This window comes from Pantoea sp. B65 (genome assembly GCF_047308185.1).
Taxonomy (GTDB): domain Bacteria; phylum Pseudomonadota; class Gammaproteobacteria; order Enterobacterales; family Enterobacteriaceae; genus Erwinia.
The window spans coordinates 4650-29791 of record NZ_JAHXPU010000034.1; the positions used below are offsets into that span (position 1 = coordinate 4650).

At 54.9% G+C, this 25142-nt stretch carries 18 protein-coding genes; 6 read left to right on the forward strand and 12 right to left on the reverse strand.

Annotated features, from left to right (window positions below; all coding sequences use genetic code 11):
* Nucleotides 1-725 (reverse strand): hypothetical protein (locus tag JWF83_RS13655; protein ID WP_413650823.1); only part of this gene is annotated, 725 nt, incomplete at its 3' end.
* Between the two features lie 33 nt (nucleotides 726-758).
* Entirely contained in the window at nucleotides 759-4571 is a 3813-nt protein-coding gene (locus JWF83_RS13660; protein ID WP_413650825.1) for a hypothetical protein, read from the reverse strand.
* A gap of 1505 nt (nucleotides 4572-6076) precedes the next feature.
* On the opposite strand from JWF83_RS13660, the gene chiP reads away from it, so the two are divergent.
* Together chiP and JWF83_RS13670 are read left to right on the forward strand one after the other, a co-directional pair.
* Entirely contained in the window at nucleotides 6077-7456 is a 1380-nt protein-coding gene (gene chiP, locus JWF83_RS13665) for a chitoporin ChiP (protein ID WP_413650869.1), read from the forward strand.
* A 21-nt stretch (nucleotides 7457-7477) separates the two neighbouring features.
* Entirely contained in the window at nucleotides 7478-10159 is a 2682-nt protein-coding gene (locus tag JWF83_RS13670) for a beta-N-acetylhexosaminidase (protein WP_413650826.1), read from the forward strand.
* A 60-nt stretch (nucleotides 10160-10219) separates the two neighbouring features.
* Here the strand turns inward: JWF83_RS13670 and fur are convergent, their stop codons facing one another.
* The 4 genes from fur to ybfF form a co-directional block, all read right to left on the reverse strand.
* A complete protein-coding gene (gene fur / locus JWF83_RS13675; RefSeq protein ID WP_154325211.1) occupies nucleotides 10220-10663 on the reverse strand; it encodes a ferric iron uptake transcriptional regulator in 444 nt (147 codons plus the stop codon).
* Nucleotides 10664-11025: 362 nt separating this feature from the next.
* Nucleotides 11026-11556, reverse strand: coding sequence for a flavodoxin FldA (fldA, locus tag JWF83_RS13680; RefSeq protein WP_413650827.1), 531 nt, complete (start codon nucleotides 11554-11556; stop codon nucleotides 11026-11028).
* A 166-nt stretch (nucleotides 11557-11722) separates the two neighbouring features.
* Nucleotides 11723-12001 (reverse strand): LexA regulated protein, encoded by a 279-nt coding sequence (ybfE, locus tag JWF83_RS13685; RefSeq protein ID WP_413650829.1) that lies wholly within the window; start codon nucleotides 11999-12001, stop codon nucleotides 11723-11725.
* A 225-nt stretch (nucleotides 12002-12226) separates the two neighbouring features.
* Nucleotides 12227-12991: an esterase gene (gene ybfF / locus JWF83_RS13690; protein ID WP_413650830.1), complete on the reverse strand. Its 765-nt coding sequence runs from the start codon at nucleotides 12989-12991 to the stop codon at nucleotides 12227-12229.
* A 264-nt stretch (nucleotides 12992-13255) separates the two neighbouring features.
* Here ybfF and seqA point away from each other — a divergent pair, with 264 nt between their 5' ends.
* Nucleotides 13256-13801 carry a replication initiation negative regulator SeqA gene (gene seqA, locus JWF83_RS13695; RefSeq protein WP_413650831.1) on the forward strand — a complete coding sequence of 182 codons (546 nt, stop codon included), beginning with the start codon at nucleotides 13256-13258 and terminating at the stop codon, nucleotides 13799-13801.
* 24 nt (nucleotides 13802-13825) lie between these two features.
* The gene (pgm, locus tag JWF83_RS13700) at nucleotides 13826-15466 is read left to right on the forward strand and encodes a phosphoglucomutase (alpha-D-glucose-1,6-bisphosphate-dependent) (protein ID WP_413650832.1); all 1641 of its coding nucleotides are present in this window, start codon (nucleotides 13826-13828) and stop codon (nucleotides 15464-15466) included.
* A gap of 67 nt (nucleotides 15467-15533) precedes the next feature.
* Here pgm and kdpE read toward each other — a convergent pair whose 3' ends face one another.
* Genes kdpE through kdpF form a run of 6 tightly spaced genes read right to left on the reverse strand, consistent with a single transcriptional unit; the run spans nucleotide 15534 to nucleotide 23352 of the window.
* Nucleotides 15534-16211 (reverse strand): two-component system response regulator KdpE, encoded by a 678-nt coding sequence (gene kdpE, locus JWF83_RS13705; RefSeq protein WP_413650833.1) that lies wholly within the window; start codon nucleotides 16209-16211, stop codon nucleotides 15534-15536.
* A complete protein-coding gene (gene kdpD, locus JWF83_RS13710; RefSeq protein ID WP_413650835.1) occupies nucleotides 16208-18877 on the reverse strand; it encodes a two-component system sensor histidine kinase KdpD in 2670 nt (889 codons plus the stop codon). Before kdpD ends, kdpE begins: the two co-directional genes overlap by 4 nt.
* Before the next feature lie 48 nt (nucleotides 18878-18925).
* Entirely contained in the window at nucleotides 18926-19504 is a 579-nt protein-coding gene (gene kdpC / locus JWF83_RS13715; protein ID WP_413650837.1) for a potassium-transporting ATPase subunit KdpC, read from the reverse strand.
* Nucleotides 19505-19513: 9 nt separating this feature from the next.
* Nucleotides 19514-21562 carry a potassium-transporting ATPase subunit KdpB gene (gene kdpB, locus JWF83_RS13720; protein WP_413650839.1) on the reverse strand — a complete coding sequence of 683 codons (2049 nt, stop codon included), beginning with the start codon at nucleotides 21560-21562 and terminating at the stop codon, nucleotides 19514-19516.
* A 15-nt stretch (nucleotides 21563-21577) separates the two neighbouring features.
* Nucleotides 21578-23263: a potassium-transporting ATPase subunit KdpA gene (kdpA, locus tag JWF83_RS13725; protein ID WP_413650841.1), complete on the reverse strand. Its 1686-nt coding sequence runs from the start codon at nucleotides 23261-23263 to the stop codon at nucleotides 21578-21580.
* The gene (gene kdpF, locus JWF83_RS13730) at nucleotides 23263-23352 is read right to left on the reverse strand and encodes a K(+)-transporting ATPase subunit F (RefSeq protein WP_413650842.1); all 90 of its coding nucleotides are present in this window, start codon (nucleotides 23350-23352) and stop codon (nucleotides 23263-23265) included. Before kdpF ends, kdpA begins: the two co-directional genes overlap by 1 nt.
* Nucleotides 23353-23655: 303 nt before the next feature.
* Here kdpF and JWF83_RS13735 point away from each other — a divergent pair, with 303 nt between their 5' ends.
* Nucleotides 23656-23856 carry a YbfA family protein gene (locus JWF83_RS13735; protein WP_413650843.1) on the forward strand — a complete coding sequence of 67 codons (201 nt, stop codon included), beginning with the start codon at nucleotides 23656-23658 and terminating at the stop codon, nucleotides 23854-23856.
* Between the two features lie 318 nt (nucleotides 23857-24174).
* Entirely contained in the window at nucleotides 24175-25131 is a 957-nt protein-coding gene (locus JWF83_RS13740; protein WP_413650844.1) for a YbgA family protein, read from the forward strand.
* The last annotated feature ends 11 nt before the right edge of the window (nucleotides 25132-25142 follow it).

The window sequence follows — 25142 nt, forward strand, 5'->3', positions numbered from 1 at the left end:
GCAAACAGCAGGCAGTCGGCATAGCCGGAGCCGGAAGCAAAGGGATCATTTTCGATGACGGTAAAATGGTGAGCGGCGATCTGTTCCTCTTTTGCCACACCGGCTTCGGGCTCCAGCCTGGCCTGGCTGCGCTGCTCCGCCGTGGTGGCCTGCGCCATCGCATAGTGCTGCTCCCGGGCGGCATCGAACTGCGGCTGGTTTTTATCACGCGCGGTTTCTGCCATCAGCACCAGCGTATTTTTAAACGTTGCCGGTATCTGATCGGGATCCAGCCTGAGCAGTTGGTCAAGCTGAGTCTGGATACAGGCTTGCATTAAACTTTGCTGGCTTATCTGCGGCTGCCGGCGGTTATTGTGGGCCAGCTTATGCCGCGGGTAGTTGCTATCGGCAGGGCTGGCGGTGAATGGCGCCGTGACGTCAGTATTAGCGATATGCCTTATCTGCTGCGGCAGTTGCGGCGTGGCAGCGCAAACCGGGTGGCTAATCTGAGCGGCTGGCGGCCGGAAAGGGACTGATTCTGGCTGTCTGCCGCTGGCGGCCGGGGCCGGGCCGGGCAGCGGCGGGGCAGCAATAGCGGCTGGCGGAAAAACCAGGGTTAACCGTTGCGGAACATTAGCGGCAGAGCAGCACGGCAGTGGCGCGGATTGCCGGTCGGCCAGCGGCAGTGCGACGCAATGATTTTTACTGAGCGGAACCAGGCTGGTAGTGCGGTTGGTGCCATCCATAAACGATATCCTTATACTTATCCCTGCGGGAAATTACCCATGGCCGGCAGCAGCATCGTGCTCAACCATTTCTAACTGTCCGGTTGCCGGGTTGAGATCCAGTTTTTGGTACTGTGCACTGAGATTGTCGATCATGGCGTCGACCATCGGTTTGCTTGCCTTCTGATAATTTTTAGCTTCGGCAATGGCCTGGGCATGGGTGCCGACTTTCAGTAAAAGATAGCGGTTATTACTCCCTTTCAGCAGCATACCCCGGCAATCACTGCGGCCTTCCCAGCTGGCGGTAATATCCTGAATATCTCTGGGTTTGATATCGATACTCAACATTGCGGAATGCTTATATTTATGCAGCCTTAACTCGTGCGCACGGCTATCTGATAACATTAACCTCAGCGCCTGCTGCAGCGCCTGACTCTGGTCAGCAGTGGCATTTAATTCAGCCCAGTTGTTACCCACATAGAGGGTGGGTGCGGTGATGGTTTTTGTTTTCTGCGATGGCTGAATGTTGTGCAGCGATTTACTTTCACTGGTTGAATCGGTTCCGGTGGTATTTCTTCTTTTAGTCGGTTTAGATGAATTTGAATTTGAAGTTGAACGGCTGTCGGAACGCCAGCTTGACTCACTGCTACTGGCGTTCCGGGAAGTGCTATCCTGGAAGAATAGCGGGCCAGGCTGCTGAGTGGTTTCCGGGGTATCCGGTGCCAGCAACTCCTTATACTGTTCCGACAGGGTAGTATATTGCGCCGGGTTGGCTTCCTGAACCGCATTCAGCATCGATTTTAACGAGTTTTTCAGTGGGCTGCTGACGGCAAGCATCTGCTTTTTCCCCTTCAGCGACTGACTTAAACTCAAAATGGGTTCGATCAGTTCGGCAAAAGAGGTCATATATTTGCTCTGTAGAAAGTTACAAATACGGATCAGGGTATTTTCCAGAAGGATTACCTCTTTCGCTTCTGACGCTATCCGGGAACTGATGGCAGCCAAATACCTATGAAGATATCCTCTGGTGTCATTCGGCAGTCGTGCCAGTATGAAATTCAGCATCAGTACCTGTACTTCCGGGGATGCGCTGAGAAAGCTTTCGGGGTTTATTATCCAGTCGATATTGACCGGGGAGCCGGCTTTTGCCGTATAGGCTTTATCGATAATATCCCAGGCGATAGGTTTTGACCGGATAAATGACGAAAATGCCTCAAGCTGTATTTTATTCAGCGCACCGGCTGGTTTACTGGCTATCGACGATGCTCTGATTTGTGGCGGTATTTCCATCTCTCTGATGGCGATATTAACAAATGCTTCAAATCCGCTCAGAGTACAGGAAAGGTTGGTTGAGATTTGTGCAACTGATATAAATAACTTATCAATGTTTTCTAATATATATTGCGCATTATTAAATATCATGGTTCGCAGATACTGCCCATCGGCATTCGGGTTATTTACGCAAGATTTCTCCACTGCCCGGCTGATAATATCCAGATAAACCACATCCTCAATATAGACTTCTTTGATGCCTGGTTCCCCGACGGGCAGGGCGTTTCCCCGTCGTTTGTTTCTGGCCATTTCTTTGATAACCAGTTCTTTTTTGAGATGATCTTTTTTTATCTTTCTTTGTAAAATAATTAATGGCGTCGTCATACTATCCGAACTTTCGATGGATGCCAGATTGTGGCTCACGTTTTCGCTCAGTTTCACCGCGCCATCTCCACTGATCAGACCCAGTAGCATAATCTGTATCGATAATATATTTTCGACTAAAGGTTGCCAGAGTGTGATATCTCGCTGTTTTTTTAATGCCGGCACCACATTTTCTACTATTCTCTGTAGGCGCATATTCAGTTCATGAATGCGATCTTTGCGGTTGCTATCACCCTGCATATTGGCATCGATTATCTTTACCATTACTGCGGTTTTATTTTTAATTTTTGGTAGCGATAATAATATTTCTCTGAAAAGGGGCAGGTATTCATCACTGGAAAACACCATCCTTTCAAGAATGTCATACTGCATCAGCGTCTGATTTGCTTCTCGGGTAAATAATTTCCTGCCGTTGACTTTACTCACATCCTGTTCATTAATTACCACCAGAGAGTTATTATCTAATGCAAGGCATTGACCTTTACTGATACGGTTAGTTGGCAGACCAAGGTTTTTATATTGAATCCAGTGTTTAACAAAGATATCAATAGCATTCTCATCGGTGTTCTTATAGATCTCAGCTCTGCTCTCCTCAGAAAATAAGGTGTTAGTCATCAGGATGGTCATGCCGCGGATGATATTGGCGCCCTTTAAGTTTTTTTTGAAGATATTGTTTAATAACTGCCTGGCATAGGGTGGCGAGATGATCATATTGGCCGCTTCGATTAGCGATAGCGTGGCTAAAGGCATGTTGCCATCTTCACCTGCCGCGGCAATAAACTTGTAAAAACGACTGATGGCATAGGGTGCCCATATCTCCGGGGCGGAGTAGATATTATTTATTAACATGCACAGTAGTCTGTCATCGATTCCGAGTTTATCTTTTTCCTCAGGACCATTTATATGCAGGGTAAAAGAATTCATTTCTGCCCGATATTTTGGCCAGTATAACTTAACCAATTCATCATCCGTGCAGGAAATGATGGCCAAAGGCCATAATGCTTCGCTGGCACAATACTGCTCTATTTGACTGAATTCGGACTGTTGAATGGCAGTTATAAAACGGGTGTAATAAAACATTACCTCCTTTTTCGTTATTTCATTTTCAATCGGCTGCTGCCATAAGTCAGCGTAAATAGTTTTTCCAATCTCCTTAAAGAGGTTATGTGGTGAAATGGGCCCATCCCGGTGCAAAAGTGCGGCGAGCATCTGTTTGACCGCCTCGTCGAGCATAGCGGATTGATCTGCCGGTAACCTTTTCGCCAGGTAGTATAAATAAGCGCTGGTACGAATGATTTGTCCCGGATCGCTGCGGAACGTCCCGGCCATGCTGGCGGTGATTATTTTCAGCATCTCGGGGGCAGGGCAGCCAAGATTATCGATTATGATCGGAATAATATTGCATATTTCTGCTGGCTGCTTGATTAAATGGTCGATTGCCGCCTGGAAAAAACTTCTCCTGACAATACTGCTTCCGTGGGGTAGTGCCTGAAATTCGACCGCTATTTCGGCGCATTTCTGGCGCGCAGCCAGTGAGCTTTGCGTATGCGCCACCTTGAAAAACGCAATATATCTATCCAGTCCGGTTTTTATATAGATGATGGTTTCTGGTGCAAACATGGCGCAAATGGCGCTGGCATCGGTAACCGCCAGCAAGTTTTGCGGCAGTTTTTCCAGGATGCCGGCCGGCAGCATAGGCTGGCTAATGGCGCGCAACCTGGTGGTTTTCCCTGCTTCCCTTAGCCTTACCACCCACTCCTCCCCCTGCCGGGAAAGAATAATCGCTTCGCTAACGCTATCCACCGGCCGGTGTTTGGTTACCGCGATTCCGCTGGCAAACACCGTGTCCGACTCCCCGGCGGTTTGTCTGATCACCGGCAATGTCGTAATGCAGGAGAGAACCAGCGAGAAGTCCACCTCACACCTATTGATGGCCTCTTTCTGCTTAGCGGTCAGAGTCAGTGGCGCCGCCCTGCCATGTTTAGCCGCCACCACCGTTGATTGTGCGCTGGTCGCTGCGGCTCGCGGCTGTGACGATTTGGCGTTCTTCTCTGGCTGCTTCGTGGTTGGTTGTTTAAAACTCTGCGCGCCGACATTACGCTGGAGCAATGCTTCATAGTGCTGTCCGTCCGCATTCTGAATATGCACTACGCGTCCGCTACCATTGGCTGCACCTGTCGCACTGAGAAACTCTTTTACCGCGCCGTCCACCGTACGTGAATACTCATGGAAGATGATCCTGAGCGGTAATTCCCCCTCCCGTTGTAATTTCTCATTTATCGCTTTTACTAATGCCAGCGTCGAGGCGCTGGCGGGCGCCATATAGCCATCCGGACCAAAACCGCCGGGCACCTTCGGCTCTGACCAGCCCTGCTCCACCAGCATCTGGCGATACTCTGCCACCAGCCGGCGGTTTTGCTGGCTTTGCTGGTCATAGTCGCCGGTCATATGCTGTACCAGCGAAAATAGCAGACAGTCGGAGTAGTGGGTGTCGGCGAGGAAAGGATCATTTTCGATAACGGCAAAATATTTAGCGGAGAGGCATTCTTCTATGCTGACACTGCTGTCAGGGTCCAGTTCAGCATGGGCGCGCTCTTCGGCGCTGGTACGCTGGGCGCTGGCGTAGCTCTGTTGCTCCGCCAGGCCCCATTCCTTGCTGGCGGCGCCCGTGGTTTGTTGGTTGTCAGGCGTCGTCTTCTGCCTGGCTTTACCCGCCGCTTTTTTTTTACGAACGCTGGTTTGTAACGGCATGGCAATAATATCGGTATGATTATTACTTATCTGGCAGGGATCAAATTGGAGACACGCCTCGATCTCGCTCTGCAACTTGAAGGCCGCGTGCATTTGCGACCGCATGCTATTTTGGCTGCAGGCGTTATTTGTCGCCAATATATGCCGTGGGCCCGGCTGAGTATTTCTTGGCCGCCGGTCAATTGGGCTACCTGTTGCTGACGGTGCCGGTTCAATATTTCTGACCACAACCGACAGTGGTGGTGTATTGGCGCATACCGCTGCGGTTATTTGCCCGTCTGGCCGCTGTGGCGGATGCTCTCGTCGGTTGCCGGCGGCTACCGTAAAGGGCGGTAACGGCTGAGGTGCTGCCCTCTGCGGGAAGGTTCGGCTGCTGGCAGCAGAATAGTCACTGCCGGGGGCAACAGGAGTATTACCCACTGACGTAAAGGGCACAACTGGCGCTATTGCCGGCTCTTGCTGCACGCCAGGTAGGGTAATGCTATTTGCCGGCACCAGCGAAAGTGAGCGTTGGGTTGTATCCATACGATCGATCCTTAAATAAGAGGGTGATAAGTGAGAAAAATAGCAGCAGAAAGTTGAGGTCAGGATGATGCAGTTATCACTCATTGAGGTGAATTGATAATATTATTCCATTGGCGGGGGCTCTATAAATAAACGCCCATACCTGTTGTTACTTTTCACTATCCAGGGGTTGCTAATTGTCTGCGACTCATTAAGCGATTTTCTTAATATGCTACTTTAATTTAAAATAACAATTTATGGTTTTTTATGTTTAACCATTTTTATATCCACTGGTGCTGTGGCGATGATCATATTTCCTGATGCTGGTTGCGATGATCTATTGCTAATTCCCTGCGGCGAAAATAGTATGGTGATGGCAAAACAGGGAGGCTGTTTTATATGCAACGTTAATTATTAACCGTAATAATATAAAAGGGAATTTTATGTCTGTGCCAATGGAAATGCGCAAAGCGCTGGTGTTTGCCAGCGCCTGTATCACCGCTACGCCGCTGCTGGTGATCTCTGCAGAGACCCGAGCCGAAGGGTTTATTGACGATGCGTCGTTAACCGGCGGGATTTATTACTGGCAACGTCAGCGCGATCGTAAAAACCTCGATCCCGGCAGCGATGGTGAGTATCAAAATAACCTTCATCACTCCACCGCTAACGGCAGCCTCGATTTTAAATCCGGCTATGCTGCTGATATCGCCGGGCTCGATCTGGGGGTTTACGGCGCGGCGGAACTGGCCAGCAGCGGCCCGGCCGCCCCGGATGAAATTGGCTTTAGCAAGGCGAAAACCCGCTGGGATGAACGCTGGAGTGGTGATAAAGGCGGCCTGAGCTTTTACCAGGCGGCAGTTAAGCTAAAGCACCACGGCTGGTGGATGCGCGGCGGCTATCTGCAACCGGCGGGTCAGACGTTACTGGCTCCGCACTGGAGCTTTCTGCCGGGAACTTATCGCGGTGCGGAAATCGGGGTCAGCGAGGATTATGGCGACAGCGGCGCCTTCTCGCTCTCCTGGCTATGGGCCGATGCCTATAAAGCGCCGTGGTATCAGCATCTGTACCGCTTCCGCCAGGCCGATGGCCACAGTGAGATTGCCTGGCTGCATTCGCTCGGCGCTAAATACGATTTCAAAAATAATCTGATGCTGGAGGGCGCCTTTGGGCAGTCGGCCAGCTATATCGATCAATATTTTGCCAAAGTCTCGTATGGGTTTCCGCTGGCGGGTAACGATCTGCGTACCAGCTATCAGTTCTATGGCGCCAGGGATAAACAACAGGGCGGCGCCGGCAATCTGAACGATATTTACGACGGTCTGGCGTGGTTGCAGGCACTGACGCTGGGTTATCGCCACGGCCCGTTCGATTTTCGCCTTGAAGGCAGCTGGGTGAAAGCGCAAGGCAATCAGGGCTATTTTCTGCAGCGGATGACGCCGGGCTATGCCAGCTCCAACGGCCGGCTCGATATCTGGTGGGATGCGCGTTCAGACTGGAATGCCAATGGGGAAAAGGCGCTGTTTGCCGGCGTGCTGTATGACCTGAAAGGCTGGCAACTGCCGGACTGGCAACTGGGTGGTTCTCTGGCCTGGGGTTGGGACGCCAGGCCCGCCACCAGTCCGCAATGGGACCAGAATCAGCGGCTGAAAGAGTCGGCCTGGAGTGTCGATCTGCTGTATACCATCCCGCAGGGCGGCGCCAAAGGCACCCGGTTTAAACTGCATTACACCCAATATAACAACCACAGCACGCTGCCCAGCTACAGCGGCGGCTACGGCAATATCTTTCAGGATGAGAAAGATGTGAAGTTTATCGTGATGGCTCCCTTCACGATTTTTTAACCCGCACGTAATAACAGGAGTATGCACGTGAAACGACACAGAACAGGGATAGTGCTGGCCGCCTTAAGCGGGCTGGCGGGCGGCGGCTGTATGGCCAGTGAGCAACAGCTGGCCGATCAAATCAGCCAGTTCGGCGTTAGCTACCAGGTGACGGATAACCATGCGGCGCAGCATGGCGTTGACTGCGCCGCTCTGGGCGCTGACTGGGCTGCCTGCAACCGCGCGCTTATCCGCCTGACCAATCCCGGCCCGGCGCTGAGCAGCCAGAACTGGGCTATTTATCTCAGTAGCATTCGCCCGATACTAAAAGTTGAGAGTGACCAGTTCCGTATTAGCCATATTATCGGCGATCTGCATAAACTGCAGCCGACGGAGAAATTTACCGGCTTTGCCGCCGGGGAGACGGTCAGCATCCCGATTATCAATGAGTACTGGCAACTGGCGGTCAGCGATGTCATGCCGCGCTGGTACGTTAGCGCGGGGGATGCCGCCATCAGGGTGATCGCCAGTACCGACAGTGAGGATCTGACGCGTTTTGTCGCGCCCTTCGGCGCGCAGTGGCAGCGCACCGCGGAAGATAAAAATGTGCTGATGAATGCGCAAACTCGTTTTGAAAAAAATCGCGATATTAAAACACTCGCGGCGGCCAGCTTACGTGGGCAGATTACGCCGACGCCGCTGCAACTGACGGTAGGCGCGGAAGATGTTGATTTGCAGGCCGGGGTCGCGCTCGATCTGTTATCCCTGTCGGCGGATAAAGCGGCGGTTATCCGCCAGCATTTTGCCCGCGCCGGGGTTGAGCCGCGCGCCGACGGTTATCCGGTCGCTACCGCTATCGATCGCGCGGGTTTTCGCGGCGCACTGGCGCGCTCGGGCGCTTACCGCTTAGTTATCGCGCGCTCCGGGGCGCGGGTGACGGGCTATGATCCGGCAGGGGTGTTCTATGGTCTGATGTCGATCCTTTCACTGCTGCCGGCTGATGGCGATAAAAAGATCGCCGCCCTTGAGGCCAGCGACGCGCCGCGTTTCGCTTATCGCGGCGTGGCGCTGGATGTGGCGCGCAATTTCCACAGTAAGGCCGCGGTTAAACGTCTGCTGGATCAGATGGCGGCATGGAAAATGAATAAACTGCATTTTCACCTGACGGATGATGAAGGCTGGCGTATCGAAATCGCCGGGTTGCCGGAACTGACCGCGGTGGCAGGGCGTCGTTGTCACGATCCGTCTGAACAGCGCTGTCTGCTGCCGCAGCTCGGTTCCGGCCCCGACAGCGACAATAGCGGCAGCGGCTATTTCAGCCGGGCCGATTATATCGATATTCTGCAATATGCCGCCGCGCGGCTGATTGAGGTGATCCCCGAAGTGGATATGCCAGCCCATGCGCGCGCTGCGGTGATCGCCATGGAAGCACGCTACCAGCGCTTAATGCGCCAGGGCAAAGCCGCTGAGGCGGCGGAGTATCGGCTGCTGGATGCGGACGACAGCTCGAATACCACTTCGGTGCAGTTTTATGATCGCACCAGCTACCTGAACCCCTGCCTGGATTCATCAAAACGTTTTGTGGCTAAGGTGATCGGTGAATTCCGCGCCATGCATCAGGCGGCCGGGCAGCCATTAACCCGCTGGCACTTTGGCGGCGATGAGGCGCAGAACATTCGTCTGGGGCCAGGTTATACCGACCGTCGCCACCCGGAAGCGGGGAAGGGGATAATCAATCGGCAGCAGGAGGATCACCCCTGGGCGCGCTCGCCGGTCTGTCAGCGTATGGTGCAACAGGGCCGGGTGGCCAGCATTGCCGATTTGCCCGGCTGGTTCGCTATTGAGGTCAGCCGTTTAGCGCAGGCGCAGGGGATTCATCATATGCAGGCATGGCAGGATGGGCTGAAAACGGTCGCTCACGCCAGTGCGTTTGCCACTCCGCAGGTGACGGTGAATTTCTGGGATACCCTGTACTGGGGCGGTTTCGACAGCGTTAATGACTGGGCGAAGAAGGGCTATGAGGTGGTGGTTTCCAGTCCTGACTATCTGTATATGGATTTCCCGTACGAAGTGAACCCGCTGGAGCCCGGTTATTACTGGGGAACGCGCTTTAATGATGAGCGTAAGATGTTCAGTTTCGCGCCGGATAACCTGGCGCAAAATGCTGAAACCTCGGTCGATCGTGACGGTAACCGCTTTAGCGCCAAATCCGCTAAGCCGTGGCCGGGGGCGCAGGGGATTTCCGCACAGCTGTGGAGCGAAACGGTACGCAGCGATCGGCAGATGGAGGCGATGATTTTCCCGCGGTTGCTGTCGGTTGCCGAGCGTGGCTGGCATCGTGCCGGCTGGGAACTGGACTATCAGCCCGGACGCGAATACCAGCAGGGTAAAACTCACTGGGTCGATACCGCGGCGTTGCGTCAGGACTGGCAACGTTTTGCTAATCTGCTCGGGCAGCGTGAGCTGGCTAAACTGGATAAGCAGGGTATTGCCTGGCGTCTGCCGCTGCCGGGAGGGCGCATTTATCATCGGGTGCTGGAGGCAAACAGCGCGCTGCCGGGCATCAGGATCGAGTTTTCAACCGACGGCGGTAAACAATGGCAGCGTTATGATCCGCAGTTGCCGCCGCGCGTCGGCAGTGAAGTGTGGTTGCGCAGCGCCAGTGCCGATGGCGGGCGTTACAGCCGGGTGGAGAAGCTGCAGGCGCCACAGGCGATGGATTAGCGGCATAAAAAAACCGGTGAAGTTTCACCGGTTTTGTCATTAGTTACTGCATAGCATAATTTATTTGTCGTGGAGCGTTTCGTCTTCGCGGCAATCGCCCAGCGCACAGTGACCATACAGGTACAGACTGTGGTTAGTCAGTTTAATACCGTGGCGTGTTGCGATTTCACGCTGACGGGTTTCAATCGATTCATCACTGAATTCAATCACTTTGCCACAGTCGAGGCAAATCAGGTGATCGTGGTGATGTTGCTGCGTAAGTTCGAAAACAGACTTGCCGCCTTCGAAATTATGACGGGTAACGATCCCCGCATCATCAAATTGGTTCAGGACGCGGTAAACTGTCGCCAGACCAATCTCTTCGCCCATATCAATCAGGCGCTTGTACAAGTCTTCCGCACTGACGTGATGGCCCTCAGGTTCCTGAAGCACTTCCAGAATTTTCAGTCGGGGAAGCGTGACTTTCAGGCCGGCCTTCTTTAATGCGGTGTTGTTGTCAGTCATGCGGATATTGTCCTGTTACTTTGCTAGTCACAATGTGGCTGAAAAGCCCTGAACATCGGTCAACGCGAAAACTTATTGCGTCTCATTATAGAACTCGTGCTTCGAAATGAAAACGGCATGGAGAGCGTGCAACAACTGAAGGATGTAATGAGTTACGTCCGTGAGAAGTCCATGCCTCGGAGTCTGTCCTGTGATAGATACTGTGCTAACCCCTTCACTATGCTTCGAAAACGGCAATAGCAGTGTGACCGATGGGGGTATTGTACAGATTTGCCGGTAAAAGTTACAAACATGTATCTATTATTTCTATAGGAAAAACCGCTGACTCAATGTGAGCCAGCACCCACATTGCGTCAGTCATACTAAGCTTCGATGATTTCTTTCAGCTGAAGTTCATCAAAAATTTGCTTCACCCACTTTTCAACCCGTTCGCTGGTCAGTTCGGGTTGACGATCTTCATCAATCGCCAGGCCGAGGAAGTGGTCATCATCCGCCAGCCCTTTGGAAGCTTCGAAGTGATAACCTGCAACCGGCCAGTGGCCGACAATCACTGCGCCATTCGGCTCAATGATATCGCGAATGGTGCCCATCGCATCGCAGAAGTATTCGGCATAGTCTTCCTGATCGCCACAACCAAACAGCGCAACCAGTTTACCGTTGAAGTCGATCTCTTCCAGCGTCGGGAAAAAGTCATCCCAGTCGCACTGGGCTTCGCCATAGTACCAGGTCGGGATACCAAGCAGCAGAATATCAAAAGCCTCAAGATCTTCTTTGGCAGACTTGGCAATATCATGAACCTCAGCAACGTCTTTCCCCAGTTGCTTTTGGATCATCTTTGCAATGTTTTCCGTATTGCCAGTATCGCTGCCAAAGAAAATGCCTACGATTGCCATGAGCTTAATAACCTCTTGAAACTTATTGATATGGTGAATGCTACAGATACACAGTTACTGGCAATGATAGCAGACAGTACCGGGGCGCGGAACTTGAAATGCCGCCGGATTTGTCGCTTTGTGCGTTCAACGCCTCGGTTTATCGCCACTTTTCTGCGCCGGACGATCAGCCGGTGACGTGGAGTTGCGCCAGAATCATCTCTTCAATCAGCTCGCTGCGGCTGATATTACGCTGTTCAGCCATCTGGTTGAGCGCATCAACCGCGTCGCTGTTCATTTTCAGCTCGACGCGACGTAGCCCACGAACTTTGTCGCGTTTTAGCTGATTGCGTTTATTAATGCGCAGCTGTTCATCACGCGTCAGCGGATTGGTTTTTGGTCGTCCCGGGCGGCGTTCGTCTGCGAACAGATCGATCGTCGTGCGGTCGGTGTTTTCTTTTGCCATAGAATCATGATACTGAATGAGCGTCAGCGTCTGAAATCGCCACGCGGGTTCTGACTAAACGGGCCGGTTTGCCGTCGAAAATAACACCGTCCCGCCAGGCTGATTATCTTGCCCGCGGCAAGCCAATGGTCGGTGTTGCCAACGGCGGCAAAATTTTAGCGCGCCATCATACCCCAGTGAAAGTCGTCGCGACAATCATTTCACTGTGGCGGCAACTATTTGCTTTTAAAGCGCAAAAAAGCGGCGAATTGCGCGCAAAACCGCATCAGGTTTTTCAGCATGTACCCAGTGTCCGGCGCCGGCAATCACATGAGCGCGTGCCTGCGGGAACTGATCGATTACCGCCTGACGATGGATATCGTCGAGATAAGGGGAGAGCTCGCCCCGGATAAACAGCGCCGGATGCGGCCATGCAGGAACGGTTTCCCAGCCGGAAATGGTGGTGTAATTGTCCCACAGCACCGGCACGTTAAAACGCCATTCGCCCTCCTGAAAGGATTTCAGCAGGAACTGGATAATGCCCTCTTCCGCCAGATAACTGCGCATCACCTCCGCTGCCTCGGCGCGCAGGCTGACGCCAGCAGCGGTGACGGCGTTAATCGCGGCAAAGATGGTATCATGACGGCGTGTCTGGTAATCCACCGGCGCAATATCGATTAACACCAGCTGTTCGATACGCTCTGGCGCCAGCGCGCTGAGGGTCATGGCGATTTTTCCGCCCATCGAATGACCAATAATCGCCACTTTATCAATCCCGGCAGCATCCAGCGTGTCCAGCATATCCTGCGCCATCGCCGGGTAGTTCATCTGGTTACTGCGCGGCGACAGACCATGATTACGCACGTCAACCTGCAATACCGGGCGATCGGATTTCAGGCCGCGCGCCAGTCCGCCGAGATTATCAAGACTGCCGAACAGGCCGTGGATAAGCAGAACCGGCGTGGCATTAGCGGAAGATTGTTCAGTTTGCAGGCGAGCATTCAAATTCATGGCAAAGTTCTTACAGTGGAAACGAAAGCTTAGGTTATCATGGATTTCGGCTTTCTTGCCGGATGAAAGCACCGCGCGATCAATGAACTTTTTACGGCATATTCTTACTTTTGCCTGCAAAGGTTGCTGGCGCTACACTGCCGTAAGATTTAACTTTATAATCCTTAATGTTAGATCCGGGTCACAATTTTATCAGGTGATTTTTTTACGTATCTGGATAAACATACCCCGGTTCTGCAACACGTAATAACCGTACGGATAAAGATGAAAACGATTGAAGTCGACGAAGAGCTCTACCGCTATATCGCCAGCCATACCCAGCACATTGGTGAAAGCGCATCTGATATTTTGCGGCGTATGTTGAAGTTTACCGCCGGGCAGAGTGCGCCGGTGGCGGCTGTGGCACCGCAAGCGCAGCCTGGGAAAGAAGCCGTGGCGGTGCAAACCGAATCACGTCCGCAGGATCGGGTACGCGCGGTGCGTGAGCTGCTGCTTTCTGATGAATATGCGGAACAGAAGCGGGCGGTTAACCGCTTTATGTTGATTTTGTCGACCTTATATTCACTCGATCCACAAGCGTTTGCCGAAGCGACCGAATCACTGCATGGTCGTACTCGCGTCTACTTTGCCGGTAATCAACAAGTCCTGATACAGAATGGCACCCATACCAAGCCGAAACATGTGCCGGGCACGCCGTATTGGGTGATAACCAATACTAATACAGGTCGCAAATGCAGCATGATCGAACACATTATGCTGTCGATGCAGCTCCCCGCGGAGCTGACAGAGAAGGTTTGCGGCACCATCTAACAGAAGCGTCAGGGAGAAGCGCCAATGGCCAATCACCCCCGTGCCGGGCAACCCGCCCAGCAAAGCGATTTGATTAATGTTGCACAATTAACATCCCAGTATTATGTCCTGCAGCCGGATCTGGCGAATGCAGAACATGCGGTGAAATTTGGCACTTCGGGCCATCGTGGCAGCTCAGCACGTCACAGCTTTAACGAGGCGCATATTCTGGCGATTGCTCAGGCGATTGCCGAAGAGCGCAAAAAAAATGGCATCACCGGGCCGTGCTATGTCGGTAAAGACACCCACGCACTCTCCGAACCGGCGATTATTTCGGTGCTGGAAGTGCTGGCGGCAAACGGCGTCGATGTGATCGTGCAGCAGGATAATGGCTATACGCCAACGCCGGCGATCTCTAACGCGATTCTGGAACACAATAAGCAAGCGGGCGCGCAGGCTGACGGTATTGTTATTACGCCGTCCCATAACCCGCCTGAAGATGGCGGCATCAAATACAACCCGCCTAATGGCGGCCCGGCAGATACCAATGTCACCAAAGTGGTGGAAGACCGCGCTAACCAGCTGATTCAGGGTGGTCTGAAAGAGGTCAAACGTCTGTCGCTGGATCAAGCCTGGTCGAGCGGCCATATCCGGCAGCAGGATCTGATCCAGCCTTATATTGAAGGTCTGGCGCAGGTGGTGGATATTGCGGCGATTCAGAAAGCCGGCCTGAAGATTGGCGTCGATCCGCTTGGCGGCTCCGGCATTGCCTACTGGCAGCGGATTGCGGAGTTCTATCAGCTGGATCTGACGATTGTCAACGATGCGGTTGATCAGACTTTCCGCTTTATGCATCTGGATAAAGATGGCGTGATCCGGATGGATTGCTCGTCTGAATCGGCAATGGCGGGTCTGCTGGCGCTGCGTGATAAGTTCGATCTGGCGTTTGCCAACGATCCGGATTACGACCGCCACGGTATTGTTACCCCGGCGGGTCTGATGAATCCGAACCACTACCTGGCGGTCGCGATCAACTATCTGTTCCAGCATCGTCCGCAGTGGGGCAAAGAGGTTGCCGTCGGCAAAACCCTGGTCTCCAGTGCGATGATTGACCGCGTGGTGAGCGACATTGACCGTAAGCTGGTGGAAGTTCCGGTAGGCTTTAAATGGTTTGTTGACGGCCTGTTTGATGGCAGTTTCGGTTTCGGCGGCGAAGAGAGCGCCGGGGCATCGTTCCTGCGTTTTGACGGTACGCCATGGTCCACCGATAAAGACGGCATCATTATGTGTCTGCTGGCGGCAGAAATTACCGCCGTTACCGGCAAAAACCCGCAGCAGCACTACGATGAGCTGGCGCAACGCTTTGGCGCGCCAAGCTATAACCGTCTGCAGGCATCCGCCACATCGGCACAGAAAGCGGCGCTGTCTAAGCTGTCACCAGAAATGGTCAGCGCGGATACCCTCGCCGGTGACCCGATTACCGCGCGTCTGACGGCGGCGCCAGGTAACGGTGCATCTATTGGCGGCCTGAAAGTGATGACGAAAAACGGCTGGTTCGCCGCCCGTCCGTCAGGAACGGAAGACGCCTACAAAATCTATTGTGAAAGCTTCCTCGGCGCTGAGCATCGTCAGCAGATTGAGAAAGAAGCGGTAGAGATTGTCAGCGAAGTGCTGAAAAACGCCTGATACGGCGTGGTGATCATCAGGGGCGCTGAGCAATCAGCGCCCTTTTTTTTATCGGGCAGGCTGGCGGCTAGGGCATAAACCGGTAACCAATCCCGGTCTCGGTAAGCAGATGTTTCGGCTGCGCCGGTTCTACTTCCAGCTTCTGGCGCAAATGGCCCATATAGATGCGCAGGTAGTGGCTGTGTTCCACCGCATTGGGGCCCCACACCTGATTCAGTAACTGGCGCTGGGTAAGCACTTTGCCCGGGTTATTCAGCAAAATCACCAGCAGGCGAAACTCAATGGGCGTCAGATGCAGCTCCTGCCCGTCACGCGTCACGCGGCGGGCGGCGATATCCACCGTCACCGCGGCGAAGTCGATCACTGATGCCTGGGCTTGCGCCGGGGTATGGCGGCGCAAGGCAACGCGCACCCGCGCCAGCAATTCACCCACGCCGAACGGCTTGGAGAGAAAGTCATCGGCGCCGGCATCAAGGGCATCAATTTTATCCTGCTCATCGCTGCGCGCGGACAGCACCACAATCGGCATGGCGCTCCACTGGCGCACGTCGCGGATAAAATCGATGCCGTCGCCGTCAGGCAGGCCGAGATCGAGGATCACCAGGTCCGGTTTGCGCGTGGCGGCTTCGATTAATCCGCGCTGCAGGGTTTCACTGTCAAATACGCGTAAGGATTCCCCCTCCAGTGCGATGCGCAGGAAGCGGCGGATCTCTTTTTCATCTTCGACAATCAGGACTGTTGTCACATTTCCTCTGGCTGTTCGGGATCCCATGCAGGCAGCGCATCCTGCGGCAGACGCACATGGAAACTGGCGCCGCCGGATGGCCGGTTCTCAGCAACAATTTCTCCCTGATGCAGGGTCACTATCGCCTGACAGATCGCCAGACCCAGACCTACGCCCGGAATCGCTGACTCTTTGTTGCCTCGGGTAAATTTATCAAAAATCTGCTTTTCCTGCCCGCGTAAAATCCCCGGACCATTATCCCAGACCTCAATATCCAGCGTATTATCCTGCCGCCGCGCGCGAATGCCAATCTGTGCCGCGCTACCGGCATATTTCAGAGCATTCTCCAGCAAATTGGTCAGAACGCGTTCGATTAACGGGCCATCTACCTGTACCAGCAGCAGTTCATCGGGCAGATCGATCGCAATATGCCGTTCATTCAGCAGCGGCGCCATGGCATTGAGTGTACTGCCAATAATCTCCTCCATCGTCAGCCACTCTTTGCGCAGCACAAATCCCCCTGACTGAATGCGCGCCATATCCAGCAGATTATTTACCAGCCGGGTGGTGTTAATAATATGCTGGCGAATCTGGTTGGCCTGCGGTGCGTGCGGTGAGTTATCGGCGGCTAAATCCAGCGTCAAAATTTCAGCCATGCCGAACAGTACCGTCAGCGGCGTACGTAAGTCATGGGAGAGTGCCGCCAGGAGCGAGTTGCGTAGCTGTTCACTTTCGGCGGAGAAGCGCGCCTGCTCTTCGGACTGCGTCAGCGCCAGCCGTTCAAGGGCGGTGGCAATCAGCACCATAAAGGTCTCAATCAGCCGTTGCTGTTCCGGGATCATCAGCTGACGCAGGCTGGAAGGCTGGATAATCAGTACCCCCCAGGTTTTCTCCTGCATGGTAAGCGGCAGAATTTGATAAGGCACGCCGGGCAGGGTATCGGTACCGGCGCCGGCAGGCTGGCCGTTATCAAAACTCCAGCGGGCGATAGCCGGATCCGCCTGATGCGGCTGCGGCAACTGGCCGTCGGCGTCAGGCAGCAGCAGCTCGCTGTTGGCACGGAAGCTGTTATCAATAAAGTGCTGGCTGACGGCGATAATATCCTGCGAATTGCGCGTGCGGCTTAACGCCTTCGACATCTCATACAGCTGGCGTACGCGCCCCTCGCGATAGCGCGCCACCCGCGCCTGATAGCGCATACCGGCGGTCAGGTTGCCAATAATAATGCCGACCGCCAGCATAATGGCAAAGGTCAGCAGATACTCAAGGTCGGAGACCGCCAGCGTGCCGCGCGGAGCGATAAAAAACAGGTCAAAGCTGGCGACGTTAACCAGTGAAGCCAGCACCGACGGCCAGCGGCCATACAGTAAGGCGACAATCACCACGCCAAGCAGATACAGCATCACCAGGTTGGCATCGGCCACATGTGGGAATAGCCAGTCTGCGCCGACGGTAATCAGCGCACAGAGCGCGATGGCCAGCGCACAGCCTTCCGCCGGTTTACGCCATTTTTCCGCCGCGCTTTTCGCGCTCAGCTGGCGCGGCGGTAGCGGTGCATCCGGCTCGTCGCGCGCCACGATAATCAGGTCGAGATCCGGCCCCAGTTTGCCCAGCCGGTTGGCGAAACCGTCGCGTTTCCAGCGCTGCTCCGGGCGGCGGCCAATAACGATTTTACCGAGGTCGTGTTCGCGCGCGTAACGCAGTACCGAGATCTCTTCATGGGTATCGGACAGGGTGGCGGTTTCGGCGCCGAGATCCTGCGCCAGTTTCAGCGCCTGCAGAATGCGCCTGCGCTGATCGCCGGGTAATTTATGCAGCCGCGGGGTTTCGACATACACCGCATGCCACGGGGCATCCAGTTTGGCGGCAAGGCGTGCGGCGGTTCGTACCAGCTTCTCATTACCGGCGCTTTTGCCAATACACAGCAGAATGGCATCACGGGTATGCCAGACTTTCTCCCGCCCCTTGGTGTCGCGCCAGACGCGCATCTGGTCGTCGACGCGATCGGCGGTACGCCGCAGCGCCAGTTCGCGCAGGGCGATCAGGTTGCCCTTACGGAAAAAGTGCTCAATAGCGCGTTCCGCCTGCCCGGCAATATACACTTTGCCTTCCGCCAGCCGCTGACGCAGGTCATCGGGGGTCAGATCAACCAGCACAATCTCATCGGCAAGGTCAAAAATCGGGTCGGGGACGGTTTCGCGCACCAGAATGCCGGTGATGCTGCTGACCACGTCATTCAGGCTTTCCAGATGCTGCACATTCACCGTGGTCAGTACATCGATTCCGGCATTCAGCAACTCTTCGACATCCTGCCAGCGTTTCGGGTGGCGCGCGCCGCTAACATTACTGTGCGCCAGCTCATCCATCAGGATAATGGCCGGCGCCCGGGCGAGGGCCGCGTCGAGGTCAAACTCCTGATACTGGCGACCCTTCTGGCTATAGCGCTTCATGGGCAGCCGGCTAAGACCGTCGAGCAACGCGGCAGTTTCACGCCGTCCGTGGGTTTCCACCACGCCAATCAGCACGTCGAGACCCTGCTCGCGCAGGCGGCGTCCCTCCTGCAACATGGCATAGGTTTTACCGACGCCGGCACAGGCGCCGAAAAAAATCTTGAGCTTGCCGCGCGGGGCGGCGGCAATCTGCTGCAACAGCTTTTCCGGTGACGGACGCTGTAGCTCGTCGTTCATTGCAGGTCCTTTGGTTTGCTGGCGGCGGCATAAATGCCGCCGGTCGGATTAATGGCTGCCATGCTGTTGCTGTAACGCCAGATTCAGCATAAGGACATTCACCGTCGGTTCGCCAGTAAATTTCACCAGTGGCGTCTTAATCTGGCGCGTAATCAGCGCATTAACCTGTTCCAGCGGCAGACCGCGGGCTGTCGCCACCCGCGGCGCCTGCCAGTAAGCGGCGGCCGGCGAAATATCCGGATCCAGACCGCTGGCGGACGCGGTCACCAGATCCACCGGCACCTGCGGCGCAGCCTGGGGGTTGGCCGTGCGCAGCGCCGTTACCCGTTCCGCAAGTAACTTATCCAGCGCCGGATTACTGGCCGCCAGATTGCTGCCCGCCGACGCCAGCGCGTTATAGGCGCTATCAGCGGTAGCGGAAGGGCGGCCCTGAAAATCTGCCGCACTGTCAAACGCCTGACCAATCAGTTCTGAACCGCGCACTTTACCGGCGATACTGATCAGCGAACCATTGGCCTGCGTCGGAAAAAGCGCCTGCGACAGACCGGTCACTAATAACGGATAAGCCAGACCGGTAATCAGTGACAGCAAAATAAACACCAGTAACGCCGGACGTAAAACAGACATAGTAGTTCCTTAAACCAGATCGGTAACGGTTAACAGCAAGTCGATAACTTTGATGCCGATAAACGGCACCACAATGCCGCCGGCGCCATAGATCCACAGATTGCGGCGCAGCAGTGAGGCGGCGCTGAGTGGACGATAGCTGACGCCTTTTAGCGCCAGCGGGATCAGAAACACAATCACCAGCGCGTTAAAGATCACCGCCGACAGGATCGCCGAGGCCGGTGAGTGCAGATGCATAATATTCAGCGCATTCAGCTGCGGCCAGGTGACGGCAAACGCCGCCGGAATAATGGCAAAGTATTTCGCCACGTCATTGGCGATACTGAAGGTGGTCAGTGAACCGCGGGTCATCAGCATCTGTTTACCGATATGCACCACTTCAATCAGCTTGGTGGGGTTGGAGTCGAGATCGACCATATTTCCCGCCTCTTTTGCCGCCTGGGTACCGGAGTTCATCGCCACCGCCACATCAGCCTGCGCCAGCGCCGGAGCGTCGTTAGTCCCGTCGCCGGTCATCGCCACCAGTCGCCCTTCCGACTGATACTGACGGATCAGCGCCAGTTTGGCTTCCGGGGTGGCTTCGGAAAGAAAGTCATCGACCCCGGCTTCGGCGGCAATCGCCGCGGCGGTTAGCGGGTTATCACCGGTGATCATCACGGTTTTAATCCCCATGGTGCGCAGCTCGGCGAAACGCTCTTTTATGCCGCCTTTGACGATATCTTTTAATGCCACCACACCCAGCGCCACATTGCCTTCCGCTACCACCAGCGGCGTACCGCCGGTGCGTGCCACCTGTTCCACCAGCGTCATCACTTCTGGCTGAAACTTGCCGCCGTTGGCTTCAACATGGCGTTTAATGGCGTCCACCGCGCCTTTACGGATCATGCGCTGCTGGATATTCACCCCGCTCATACGGGTTTGCGCGGAGAACGGAACAAAAGTGGCATCCAGCGCATGCAGGTCGCGCTCGCGCAGGTTAAAGCGTTGCTTCGCCAGCACCACAATACTGCGGCCTTCCGGCGTTTCATCCGCCAGCGAAGCCAGCTGGGCCACATCCGCCAGATGCTGCTCATCCACGCCCGGCGCCGGCATAAACTCCGACGCCTGACGATTGCCGAGGGTAATGGTGCCGGTTTTATCCAGCAGCAGCACATTGATGTCACCCGCGGCTTCCACCGCGCGACCGCTGGTGGCAATCACATTGGCGGCCAGCATCCGGCTCATCCCGGCGACGCCAATCGCTGAGAGCAGGCCGCCAATGGTGGTCGGGATCAGGCAGACCAGCAACGCGACCAGTACCGTGACGCTTATTGCTTCGCCGCCATACAGGGCGAATGGGTAGAGGGTGGCGGTGGCAAACAGAAATACCAGCGTCAGCGCTACCAGCAGGATGGTCAGCGAAATTTCGCTCGGGGTTTTACGGCGTTTGGCGCCCTCCACCATGGCAATCATGCGATCAAGGAAGGTTTCCCCGGGGTTGGCGCTGCACTGAATGACCAGCCAGTCCGACAGCACCCGGGTACCGCCGGTCACCGAGGCGAAATCACCGCCGGATTCACGGATCACCGGCGCCGACTCACCGGTAATGGCGCTTTCATCGACCGAGGCGCCGCCTTCAATTACTTCACCGTCACAGGGAATGGTGTCACCGGCTGATGCCAGCACAATATCGCCTTTGCGCAGCGACTCGGCCGGTACGCGTTCTGTCGGCGCATCATAACGTGCTTCAGACAGCTTGTTCGCCCAGCTGGTTTTTTTCATCCCTTTCAGCGAATTTGCCTGGGCTTTACTGCGGCCCTCGGCAATGGCTTCGGCAAAGTTAGCAAACAGCACGGTAAACCACAGCCAGATGGCGATAGCGGCGGTAAAACCGGCGCTGCCGCTGCTGTAACCAAGGGCCATCGCCAGGGCGATGCCGCTGGTGAGAATCGAGCCAAGGTACACTACGAACATCACCGGATTACGCCACTGCACGCGCGGATCGCATTTTTTCAGCGCATCGACTAACGCCTGTTGCGTTATTGCCGCATCAAATAAAGGTTGTTGCTTGCGAGTCATTATCTACTCCGGCACTCAGTGAGTCAGTAATTGAAGATGTTCCGCCACCGGGCCAATCGCCAGCGCCGGGACAAACGTCAGGGCGGCAACCAGTAGTACGGTACCGGTCAGCAGGCCAATAAACAGCATGCCGTGGCTGGGCAGGGTGCCAGCCCCCGCCGGCTGCGCTTTTTTCTCCACCAGCGAACCGGCAATCGCCAGTACCGGCAGAATGATGCCAAAGCGGCCGATAAACATGGCAAATGCCAGCAACAGATTCCAGAACGGCGTATTGACGCTGAGTCCGGCAAAAGCGCTGCCGTTGTTATTCGCGGCCGAGGAGAGGGCATACAGCACTTCACTGAACCCGTGCGTACCCGGATTGAGAATACCGGCGCGTCCGGCATCGGTGGCGATCGCCAGCGCGGTGCCAATCAATACCAGGCTGGGGGTGACCAGAATCGCCAGCGCGGTCATTTTCATTTCGCGGATTTCAATTTTTTTACCGAGATACTCCGGCGAACGGCCAATCATCAGTCCGGCGATAAATACCGCCAGCAGCACAAACAGGATCATGCCGTACAGACCGGAGCCGACACCGCCAAATATCACTTCGCCAATCTGCATCAGTAACATTGGCACCATGCCGCCGAGCGCGGTAAAGGAGTCGTGCATGGCATTGACCGCGCCACAGGATGCCGCGGTGGTTACCACCGCATACAGCGCGGAGTTAAGCACGCCGAAGCGCGTCTCTTTCCCTTCCAGATTAAAGGCGCTGTCGGCGCCGGCCGTCAGCAGATGCGGATTGCCGTTCAGCTCGGCCCAGATCACCACGATGGCGGCGAGAATAAACATCAGGGTCATCGCCGCCAGCAGCGCATGTCCCTGACGACGATCGCGTACCGCTTCACCAAAGGTGAAACAGAGGGCCGCCGGGATCAGCAGGATCGCCAGCATCTGCGCGAAATTGCTCAGAGCATTCGGGTTTTCAAACGGATGTGCTGAGTTAACGCCAAGGAAGCCGCCGCCGTTGGTACCCAGCAGTTTGATCGCTTCTTGCGAAGCAATCGGCCCCATCGGCAAGGTCTGGCTGTGACCGGCCAGCGTCTGCACGCTTTGATAGTCATTAAAGTTTTGCAGTACGCCCTGGCTGACAAAAAACAGCGCCAGCAGCAATGACAGCGGCAGCAGCAGATAGAGGGTGATGCGCAGCAGATCCTGCCAGGCGTTGCCAAGGGTCTGCACGCTATGGCGGGAGAAGGCACGGATCAGCGCAAAGGCTACCGCGATGCCGCTGGCGGCAGAGAGAAAGTTTTGTACTGTCAGGCCGACCATCTGGCTGAAGTAGCTGAGGGTATTTTCCCCGCTGTAGGCCTGCCAGTTGGTGTTGGTGACAAAACTGATGGCGGTGTTCAGCGCCAGATGCCAGCTCAGCGCCGGGAACTGTTGCGGATTGAGCGGCAGGACATTTTGCAGCATCAGAATGGCGAACAGCACCAGCACGCCGAGCAGATTAATGGCCATAATCGCCCGGAAATAGCTGAGCCAGCCCATCTCTTTCTGGCGAATACCGCACAACCACCACAGACGACGTTCAAAACCGGCGCGCAGTGGTCCGGGATCGCCGTCCACCAGTTTTGCCATGCTTTTGCCCAGTGGCTGTGCCAGCAGCAGCAACAGCAGCACAAAGCTAAACAGTAAGATAGTTGTTGATGCGGCCATCAGAAGGCCTCCGCATAAATCAGGGCATAAATCAGATAGCCCGTCAGCAACGCAACCAGCACAATGCCTGCGACAATCGCAATACTCACACGACACCTCCAGAGGTGTTATTCAGATAGCAGCAGGTTAATCATCGACGCGCAAAGAAGCTGTATAGAAAGCGGTGAGGGGTATAAAGAAAGTGTAAAAATGGCTGTTAACAATTCTGCCGGTACTAATTAACAATGATGTAACCCGGTTACAGAAATTGGCTAAAAAATGCGTTTTTTTGCGCCGGAAGTGGTCGGATCAGTAGTAAAATTACCAATCCGGCGGTAAGATAGTGTTCAGATTACATACAGCAATCTGTTTTACCTTAATCTGCAGCAAACAACTTTCGGAGGGCGTGGGGCATGTATCATAACTATTCATGGCTTAAAATTATCCTGCGTCGCACGGCGGCGCTGGTGATTGGCTTACTGGCGTTGCCAGTGATGTTATTCCGCCAGGATCGTGCGCGTTTTTACAGCTGGTTGCACCGTTACTGGAGCAAAACCAGTAACCAGCCGGTGTGGCTGGCACAATCAGAAGCGGCCGGTGGCGCATTCTGGTAATCATCGCTGCCGCATGCCAGCCATTGCATGGCAGGCGTGCGGCGGTATGACGGTGATCTTCCCTTTCTGACGGTTTTCTCTTCTCTCTTTGCTGTTGCGCCTGGTTCCCGCGCGCTGACCCTTCTCTGTTTTTCTCTCTCGTCGTTGCCCCGGGCCAGCCTGCGCCAGACGGCGATGATGGCGATCGATTTGGCCGCCAGCGGTACAACCGATCACACTTTGTGAAATAAAACCGGTTGTGATGATCCTTTTTAGAGCCAATCTGATTTGTTTCAGCTACACTGAAAACCTATACAAGATTCTTAAAGGTGTACAACTATGAGCGAGAAAATTCCGGTTGGTATCAGTGCCTGTTTACTCGGGGATAATGTCCGCTTTGATGGTGGTCACAAACGCTTTGCCTTCGCCACCGACCAGCTCGCTCCCTTTGTACGCTTTGAACCGATCTGCCCGGAAATGGCGATTGGTCTGGCAACGCCGCGTCCGGCATTACGGCTGGTGAAAGCTCCGCAGGACCAGGTGGCGCTCTGTTTCAGTAAAGAGGGCGGGGAAGATGTTACCCGCCAGATGGAAAACTTCTCCGCAGATAAAGTCAGCCAGCTGCATCATCTGTGTGGCTATATCGTCTGCGCCAAATCACCCAGTTGCGGGATGGAGCGGGTGCGGGTGTATGAATCCGTCACCAATAACAATCGCAAAGCGGGGGTTGGCCTTTTTACCCGTGAACTGATGCGCCAGATTCCCTGGCTGCCGGTGGAAGAGGACGGGCGGCTGCATGATGATGCGCTGCGGGAAAATTTTGTCGCGCGGGTGTATACGCTGTATGAGTTTAACCAGCTGTGCAAAGCCGGCTTAACCCGCTTTAGTCTGATGGAGTTTCACAGCCGTTACAAACTGCTGCTGCTGGCCCATTCGCAGGCGGAATATCGGGCGCTGGGGCGTTTTGTCGCCGCCATCGATCAGTGGGATTCGCTGGCCGACTATGCGGTCGAGTACCGTCAGCGGCTGATGAATTTGCTGGCGCATCCGGCCACCCGGCGTAACCATACCAATGTGCTGATGCATGTGCAGGGCTATTTCCGCCGCCAGCTATCATCGCCGCAGCGCCAGGAGCTGGCATCGCTGATCGATCGGTATCGTCAGGGTATACAGCCGTTGCTGGCTCCGGTCACCTTACTTAAACACTATATGGCTGAATACCCGGATGCTTATCTGACGCAACAGCGCTATTTCGAGCCTTACCCGGAAGCACTGCGTCTGCGCTACGGTTATTAATCCTACAGGAG

Coding starts and splice junctions, on each gene's coding strand:
- chiP (WP_413650869.1), top strand. CDS start 6,077: ATGCGCAAAGCGCTGGTGTTTGCCAGCGCCTGTATCACCGCTACGCCG.
- JWF83_RS13670 (WP_413650826.1), top strand. CDS start 7,478: ATGCACGTGAAACGACACAGAACAGGGATAGTGCTGGCCGCCTTAAGC.
- fur (WP_154325211.1), bottom strand. CDS start 10,663: ATGACTGACAACAACACCGCATTAAAGAAGGCCGGCCTGAAAGTCACG.
- fldA (WP_413650827.1), bottom strand. CDS start 11,556: ATGGCAATCGTAGGCATTTTCTTTGGCAGCGATACTGGCAATACGGAA.
- ybfE (WP_413650829.1), bottom strand. CDS start 12,001: ATGGCAAAAGAAAACACCGACCGCACGACGATCGATCTGTTCGCAGAC.
- ybfF (WP_413650830.1), bottom strand. CDS start 12,991: ATGAATTTGAATGCTCGCCTGCAAACTGAACAATCTTCCGCTAATGCC.
- seqA (WP_413650831.1), top strand. CDS start 13,256: ATGAAAACGATTGAAGTCGACGAAGAGCTCTACCGCTATATCGCCAGC.
- pgm (WP_413650832.1), top strand. CDS start 13,826: ATGGCCAATCACCCCCGTGCCGGGCAACCCGCCCAGCAAAGCGATTTG.
- kdpD (WP_413650835.1), bottom strand. CDS start 18,877: ATGAACGACGAGCTACAGCGTCCGTCACCGGAAAAGCTGTTGCAGCAG.
- kdpC (WP_413650837.1), bottom strand. CDS start 19,504: ATGTCTGTTTTACGTCCGGCGTTACTGGTGTTTATTTTGCTGTCACTG.
- kdpB (WP_413650839.1), bottom strand. CDS start 21,562: ATGACTCGCAAGCAACAACCTTTATTTGATGCGGCAATAACGCAACAG.
- kdpA (WP_413650841.1), bottom strand. CDS start 23,263: ATGGCCGCATCAACAACTATCTTACTGTTTAGCTTTGTGCTGCTGTTG.
- JWF83_RS13735 (WP_413650843.1), top strand. CDS start 23,656: ATGTATCATAACTATTCATGGCTTAAAATTATCCTGCGTCGCACGGCG.
- JWF83_RS13740 (WP_413650844.1), top strand. CDS start 24,175: ATGAGCGAGAAAATTCCGGTTGGTATCAGTGCCTGTTTACTCGGGGAT.